We start from the raw sequence: 6,283 nt of genomic DNA on the forward strand, positions 1-6,283 counted from the left end.
GACAAGCCCGCCCTGCTGGCGCAGTGGGAGGGGGAGGACAAGCCTGCCGCCAAGGCGGAGTACCGGGCCCTGGTCATCGGCGACCCGGACCACAGATCGGCGGACCGGTACAAGGAGCTGTGCGCGGCCTTCACCATGGGCGACCGGCGGGGCTTTGACCTCGTGGTAAAGAGCGGCCTGGCCGCGCTGGAGGCGTAAAAAAGCTGCCCCCCCAAAAAAAGGGGTCCCCCAGCGGAACCCAGCATAAGCGGTTCCGCTGGGGAAGAGGAGGAAGAACAAAGCGTGCGGATATCCGGCGAATAGCCGGATGAAGCAGAGCGGAGTTTCTTCCGACGAGGCGGCAGTATTTGACAAAACGCGGCGCGTGATGGTATGATGGACAGGCCCCCGAAAGAGGGCAGGGCGCTGCACAAACGGCTGGCGGTTAGCCACACCTTCCACGAGGGGGTGAGGCCATGCGGATTACATTACATATCGGGCGGTTTACCGTCACGATTATCGTAAAAAGCAGAAACCGCCACCCCGGCAGGTGACGGTTTCTTTTGAGATTCCTTAACCTAATGGGCTAACCGCTTGCCGCAGCGCCCTTTCTGTGTTTATTATACGTATGCGCCCCCGTTTTGTCAAGGCGACGGAACGGAGGTTTTTTATTTGAACATCGACAAAAACCACCTGTGCCACCCGGAGAACTACACCAGGGGGCGCAGGGAGCCCATTACTTATCTGGTGATCCACTATGTAGGGGCGCTGGGCAATGCCAGGGAGAACGCCCGGTATTACGGCAGCAGGGGCGGCATCGGGGCCAGCGCCCACTATTTTGTGGACCACGGCCCGGGGGCGTCTGTCTGGCAGAGTGTGCCGGAGGGCCACACCGCCTGGCACTGTGGGCGCAGCGACAGAAAATACAAGCACCCCAAATGCCGCAACGTCAACAGCATCGGCATTGAGATGTGCTGCCACAAGGACAAGTCCGGGGCGTGGTATTTTGACCCGGAGACCGTGGATCGGACAGTAGAGCTGGCGCTGGATATTATGGAGCGGTATCACATCCCGGTGGGCAATGTACTGCGGCACTATGACGTGACCGGTAAAGTCTGCCCCGCTCCCTTTGTGGAGGACGCCCGGGCATGGCTGAGATTCAAGCAGAGATTGGAGGAGGACCCTATGACAGAGGAAAAGGTACAGGCCATTGCGGCGGAAGAGGCGGCCAAGAGGGCCGCGGCGGAGCGGAAAGCGGCAGTAAGTAACTGGGCGGCGGAGAGCTGGGCGAAAGCTAAGAAGAAGGGCGTCTTTGACGGCACCGCCCCCCAGTCGCCTATGACTCGGGAGCAGGCCGCCAGTGTGCTGGATCGGCTGGGGCTGTTGAACTAGGAGGTGCTATATGAACTGGAAAGTGAGAGCTCACAACCCCCTGTGGTGGGCGCAGATGGTGCTGGCGGTACTCACCCCTATTTTGGCCTACGCCGGGCTGACGGCGGCGGACCTGACCAGCTGGGGTGCCCTGTGGGACCTGCTGGCGGGGGCGGCACGCAATCCCTACGTGTTGGGGCTGGTGGTGGTAAGCGTCTGGAACGCCGTCAACGCCCCCACCACAAAGGGCCTGCGGGACAGCGCCAACGCTATGACCTATGACAAGCCCAGGGGGTGACACGATTATGGAAGCGGAAGAGCTGGCGGTGAAGCTGGCGGAGGTGGACGCCCGGAGTAAATCCAACACCCACCGCCTGGACGAGCTGGGCGAAAAGGTGGATACCCTCCAGCGCCTGACCTCTGCCGTGGAGGTCATGGCCGCGGAGCAGAAGCACCAGAGCGGCACCATGGAGGAGATTAAAACCGATGTGACCAATCTGGGGCGGAAGGTGGACGCCATGGAGAAAAAGCCCGCCAAGCGGTGGGACGGCCTGGTGGAAAAGCTCTTGTGCGGCGTGGCGGGTGTCCTGGCGGCAGCCATGGGTGCTGGCCTGCTGTATCTGCTGCGGTCCGTGCCGCAGTAGGCAGTGTATACAAAACAGAATACAGAAATAGGAAACAGCCCTTTTCGGATGTAATATTCTCGGACTGGAGAGGGCTGTTTTTTATTTTAGGACTGGGCTGCCGCAGAGGGATGTCAGACCTTTTTGGAGCGGAGATAGGCGGTCTACCCTCTCGAGCGCCTGTTCGGGTGTTGCAACAGGCATATGAGGCCAGGAGAGGGCTTTCCTGCTGCGTGTCCATCACATACTGTCAAACGCATGGACGGGACGCCACCAGATGGTGCGGGTGGTGTCCTGGCATCCGTGAGCCCCATACCACCAGAGTTTTCGACTGGAGGGAACATGGGGATCGGTCTGAAAATACCCAATATCGTACACCTCCGCCTCAAAGGCACGTTGGCCATTGACAGGCGATTTTCGCAACGCTACCAGCTGCTTTGGGCTGGGCTTGCTGCAGACGCTGGTGAGCTCAAGTCTTTGCCATTCACTCATTAAAGCATCTCCTTTCTATCCTCGCGGACTATAATCCCGGAAAGGTCTGTTTTTCCCAGTGCCTCCTGTGGGGGGCTGGGGCGGTGGTTCTTCTTAGCCGGGGCCGCCGCCCCCTTTTCCTGTTTACCGTGGGATTCTGGCAATCGCCCAGTCTTTGAGCGGCAAGGGTTCTTCCTTCATGTCCCGGATCGCCTCGTCCATGCCGCAGACATCACAAATATAGACATCGGCGTGACGGCTAAAGGAGTTGGTGTCTAAACGCTCCTTGACCGACAGCTGTCCGCAGCGGGGGCAGATATGCACCCCGTCCACCTGCTTCTTGGCGAACTCGTCCACTGCCCTCTTTGCCGCAGTGGTGGCGGTCACGTCCTGGGAAAACTGCTCATAGTCCATGCTCATTCTCCTTTCCTGGCCTCGTCCGCAGCTGCCAGCAGCGGCGCGGGGTCAAATCCAAAGTCTTTGTAGCCCACCATGATGGTGTTGAGATACTGCTTTGCCGGCGGGGTGATTGCGTGGCCAGGGGTCATGACATAGGCCATCCCCTTGACCATCTTCCCTCGTACCAACAGGGGGAACACCTGCTTGACATAGAGCCGGGGGAAGCCCTCATACCAGTCCAGGGATTCCTCGTCCGAGGGGCTGATGGACCAGATACCAACGGGAACACTCGCCCCCTTGCAGGGCTCGATGTTGGCAACGCCAGAGCGGCTGTTCCCCCGGAACACCAGCTTGTAGCCGTTGATGGTGGAGCTGCCAATCGTGATAGCGTCCGGACAGCGCCAGAGCATCTGGTCAACGTCCAGGTTGCTTCCGTAGGCAATGTAGTATTTCCGCTTCATAGACTTCCTCCGTTCTCCCCGTGTGGCCGGTAGGTCAGCCGTTTGTTGTTAAGCTACCTCGGCCTCAGCCTCGGTCTGGGGGCGAAAAGGAGCGGTCAGGTGCTGGCGGCAGGTCTTGAACTCCGCACCACCCAGGCCCAGGCGCTTCACCAAGACGTTGGTCATCAGCGTTGCCTTCTGCTCGGCGGTGTAGCCTGCGCAGCCCTTGAAGTAGAGCCGGTTGTCCTGGCAGTCAATCGCCCAGGCGCTCATGGCGAGACAGAACTGAACATAGGCCTTGATCTTGCCGGCGTGGGTAGTGCCATTGAACAGCCGGAACTCAACCGTCCCCTTGGTGAAGAAAGCGTGGAGGTTGACACCGTGATACCGGCTGGTGTTGTAGTGCTCGTGGTTGATACCGCCGGTGTAGCCATCGTTGGCGGAGCTGTACCAGATGCGCTCGAGGCTGTTCGTGGTTTTCTCGCTGTCATCTTTCATGGCTTTCAGCAGTGTGGCGTTCATCTTCTTGCACCAGTGATTAGCACGCTCACCAATCTCCAGGGCCTCATAGAATAGGTCCTGCCGGCTAATGGCAAAGTTCATCAGGCGGGTCAGGCTTGCTGGGGTGTGGTTCTTGCCGTCTACATGGATGTGGATGCCGCAGGAGCTGTTGGCGATTGCTCCGGCCTCGCGGAGAGCGCGAACGACGTTCTGCAGATCCTCCATATCCTCGTATTGGAGGACGGGGGTCACGACTTCGCAGGAATACTCACGGCCAGCGGCGACCTTGCCCTGGCTAGTCTTGCGCTCGGTGTAGATGCTACCGTCGGACATGGCTTTCCAGGTGCGGCCCTTTCTGTCGATGGCGCCGTAGGTCTTGTAGTAGGTACCAAGGTAGCGGGGTTGGGTGCCGAAGTAAGTGGCGATGACGTTGGCGGCCTGCTCGCGGGTGATACCTGTCAGCTCAATCTCCACACCAAAGTTCTGCTTCTTCATCATGTCGTACATTTTCGCGACCTCCGTTTTTGTTATCGTTTTCGCGGTTGCTTATTTCGTGTTTGTGAGCATACTATACACCCGGACACTCGACCTGTCAACCCTTTTTTTCGTTTTTTTATAAAAAAGTTTTGACAAAGCGAAACTAATGTGGTATGGTATTCTCGAAAGGAGTGAGCGTATGGTCTCTTACAAACCGCTCTGGCACACTCTAATTGACCGGGGCATGAAAAAAATGGAGCTTGTGGAGCGCGTCGGAATAAGCCGAGCCACGTTGAGCAAGCTGAACAATGATAACTATGTCGCGCTGGAAGTCCTGGATAGGATATGCAAGGAACTGGACTGTCCCATTGAGGCCGTGGTGGAGATAAAAAAAGACCCGGACGAATAATCGTCCGGGTCTGTGGAGCATGGCTTATTCCTTGGGCGGCTGCTCGCGTAGGGGAGCACCACTGCGCGACTTCACGGGGGTGTCCTCGTCTGGATGGTAGACAAGGAGATCTGTCAGATCGCAATCCAGCGCCTTGCATATTAGCTCGAAGTGGCGGAGGTTTATGCGGTCTGTCAGTTCGTTGTAGTAGTCGCCTATTGTGGAAGCCCTTATCCCTGTCGTTTCGGGCTAAGTCCGCTTGCGACCACCTGCGCTTGCCAAGCTCGGTGGACAGTAAAATCCTAATCATAGCCGTTTCTCCTTTACGGTAGAATATAGCAACTATTTTAGGATTTTTCAGATAATTGTGATAAAAACAACTTTTTTGCGATTTTATCACGAATACCGTGATTCTCGGTTGTAAAAAAGGCCGCTGCCCTGGAAGTACCAAGGCGGCGGCCTTTTTTCATTTGTCCATGGCATAAGCCAGAGGACACACCAGAACGAACAGGTTTCCGGCCACATAGATGACCGGCTCCTGGGTTCGTCTGGCGCACTTTTGGTGGAGGCGGGGGGAGTCGAACCCCCGTCCGAAAACGCTTTAACAAGAACTTCTCCGGGCGCAGACGGTTATTTACATTCCCGTATCCTGGCGTGAGCCGTCACACTACAGGACTTGGTAGCTTCATGATTCATGGTACGCTCAAAGCTTTGCGTACGCACGTGCACCACTAAACGACGCCCCATCCCGGCTCGTGGTCCTTCCGGGCGGGACGGCTGCATTAAGCCGCAGCGAGAACGACGTTATCGTTGTTCTTTAATTTATAAGCTGCCCATTTTAAGGATGTTAGGCGCATCCGCCCGCTGTTCCGGCCTCTACGTCCTCGTCGAAACCAGTACGCCCCCGTATCAAAGACAGGGTTAGAAAAACTACTATGGGATCCATCTCCGCGTCCCGGAGCAATGCCAGGGCGCGAAGATGGGCGGTTGTCAATTCTGATGTTCCTGAGGGATGCGCCGGATAGCCGCGATGACGCGGCAGGCGCCGTCCGGACAGGCGGAGCGCACCTTACCCTGCTCATCCTCCCAGGCCAAAGAGCCGCCATGGGCCAGGACAGAGCAGTTGGCCAGCACGGCCTGCACCAGCTCCGGGCACCAGCCGTCAAAGCCCTCCATTTTCAGTGCGCCGTCCACATTGCGGATCCGGCAGCAATCCCCTACCTGATGGCCCGCGCCGCAGGGGCGGTAGATGGATTCTATCTCGATCTCAACGCCGAACTCTTTCTGTTCCACCTTGCGCCTCAGACTTTCTCCGGCGCGGGATAGTCCACACCGAAGGTATTGACCGTGACAGACTTCATCACCTGGGGCTCCTTGGGCCGATCGTTGTGGTCGGTGCGGACGGAGACAATGGCGTCGGCCACGTCCAAGCCATGGATGATCCTGCCAAAAGCGGCATACTGACCATCCAGGTGGGGGGCCGGCTCTACCATAATGAAGAACTGGCTGCCAGCGGAATCGGGATGCATGGCCCGGGCCATGGACAGCACGCCCCGGCCGTGCTTGAGGTCGTTGGCGACGCCATTGCCGGAGAACTCGCCCTTGATGGAGTAGCCGGGGCCGCCGGTTCCGGT

The 6,283-nt window shown here is 58.0% G+C and carries 12 protein-coding genes and 1 other RNA gene; 5 read left to right on the forward strand and 8 right to left on the reverse strand.

Annotated features, from left to right (window positions below; all coding sequences use genetic code 11):
* The 4 genes from D1159_RS00005 to D1159_RS00020 all read left to right on the forward strand — a co-directional run.
* Positions 1-198 (forward strand): hypothetical protein (locus tag D1159_RS00005; protein WP_161843653.1); only part of this gene is annotated, 198 nt, incomplete at its 5' end.
* A 453-nt stretch (positions 199-651) separates the two neighbouring features.
* A complete protein-coding gene (locus D1159_RS00010; protein WP_161843654.1) occupies positions 652-1,371 on the forward strand; it encodes a peptidoglycan recognition family protein in 720 nt (239 codons plus the stop codon).
* A 10-nt stretch (positions 1,372-1,381) separates the two neighbouring features.
* Positions 1,382-1,648: a phage holin gene (locus tag D1159_RS00015; RefSeq protein ID WP_161843655.1), complete on the forward strand. Its 267-nt coding sequence runs from the start codon at positions 1,382-1,384 to the stop codon at positions 1,646-1,648.
* 7 nt (positions 1,649-1,655) lie between these two features.
* A complete protein-coding gene (locus tag D1159_RS00020; RefSeq protein WP_161843656.1) occupies positions 1,656-1,994 on the forward strand; it encodes a hypothetical protein in 339 nt (112 codons plus the stop codon).
* A gap of 219 nt (positions 1,995-2,213) precedes the next feature.
* Here D1159_RS00020 and D1159_RS00025 read toward each other — a convergent pair whose 3' ends face one another.
* The 4 genes from D1159_RS00025 to D1159_RS00040 form a co-directional block, all read right to left on the reverse strand.
* Positions 2,214-2,465, reverse strand: coding sequence for a hypothetical protein (locus D1159_RS00025; RefSeq protein WP_161843657.1), 252 nt, complete (start codon positions 2,463-2,465; stop codon positions 2,214-2,216).
* Positions 2,466-2,588: 123 nt separating this feature from the next.
* On the reverse strand, positions 2,589-2,858 hold the full coding sequence (locus tag D1159_RS00030; protein ID WP_161843658.1) for a hypothetical protein: 270 nt from the start codon (positions 2,856-2,858) through the stop codon (positions 2,589-2,591).
* Positions 2,859-2,860: 2 nt separating this feature from the next.
* Entirely contained in the window at positions 2,861-3,304 is a 444-nt protein-coding gene (locus D1159_RS00035; protein WP_161843659.1) for a gamma-glutamylcyclotransferase family protein, read from the reverse strand.
* Positions 3,305-3,352: 48 nt separating this feature from the next.
* Positions 3,353-4,291: an amidoligase family protein gene (locus D1159_RS00040; protein ID WP_243152023.1), complete on the reverse strand. Its 939-nt coding sequence runs from the start codon at positions 4,289-4,291 to the stop codon at positions 3,353-3,355.
* 169 nt (positions 4,292-4,460) lie between these two features.
* Between D1159_RS00040 and D1159_RS00045 the strand changes: the two genes are divergently transcribed.
* On the forward strand, positions 4,461-4,670 hold the full coding sequence (locus D1159_RS00045) for a helix-turn-helix domain-containing protein (protein WP_161843660.1): 210 nt from the start codon (positions 4,461-4,463) through the stop codon (positions 4,668-4,670).
* 24 nt (positions 4,671-4,694) lie between these two features.
* Here the strand turns inward: D1159_RS00045 and D1159_RS19395 are convergent, their stop codons facing one another.
* The 4 genes from D1159_RS19395 to D1159_RS00065 all read right to left on the reverse strand — a co-directional run.
* A complete protein-coding gene (locus D1159_RS19395; protein WP_347563608.1) occupies positions 4,695-4,883 on the reverse strand; it encodes a helix-turn-helix transcriptional regulator in 189 nt (62 codons plus the stop codon).
* A gap of 326 nt (positions 4,884-5,209) precedes the next feature.
* Positions 5,210-5,555: a transfer-messenger RNA gene (gene ssrA / locus D1159_RS00055) on the reverse strand.
* 84 nt (positions 5,556-5,639) lie between these two features.
* On the reverse strand, positions 5,640-5,942 hold the full coding sequence (locus D1159_RS00060) for a TIGR04076 family protein (RefSeq protein WP_161843661.1): 303 nt from the start codon (positions 5,940-5,942) through the stop codon (positions 5,640-5,642).
* Between the two features lie 8 nt (positions 5,943-5,950).
* Positions 5,951-6,283 (reverse strand): peptidylprolyl isomerase (locus D1159_RS00065; protein WP_161843662.1); only part of this gene is annotated, 333 nt, incomplete at its 5' end.

The sequence above is a fragment of the Pseudoflavonifractor sp. 524-17 genome (assembly GCF_009935845.1).
Classification (GTDB): domain Bacteria; phylum Bacillota; class Clostridia; order Oscillospirales; family Oscillospiraceae; genus Pseudoflavonifractor_A.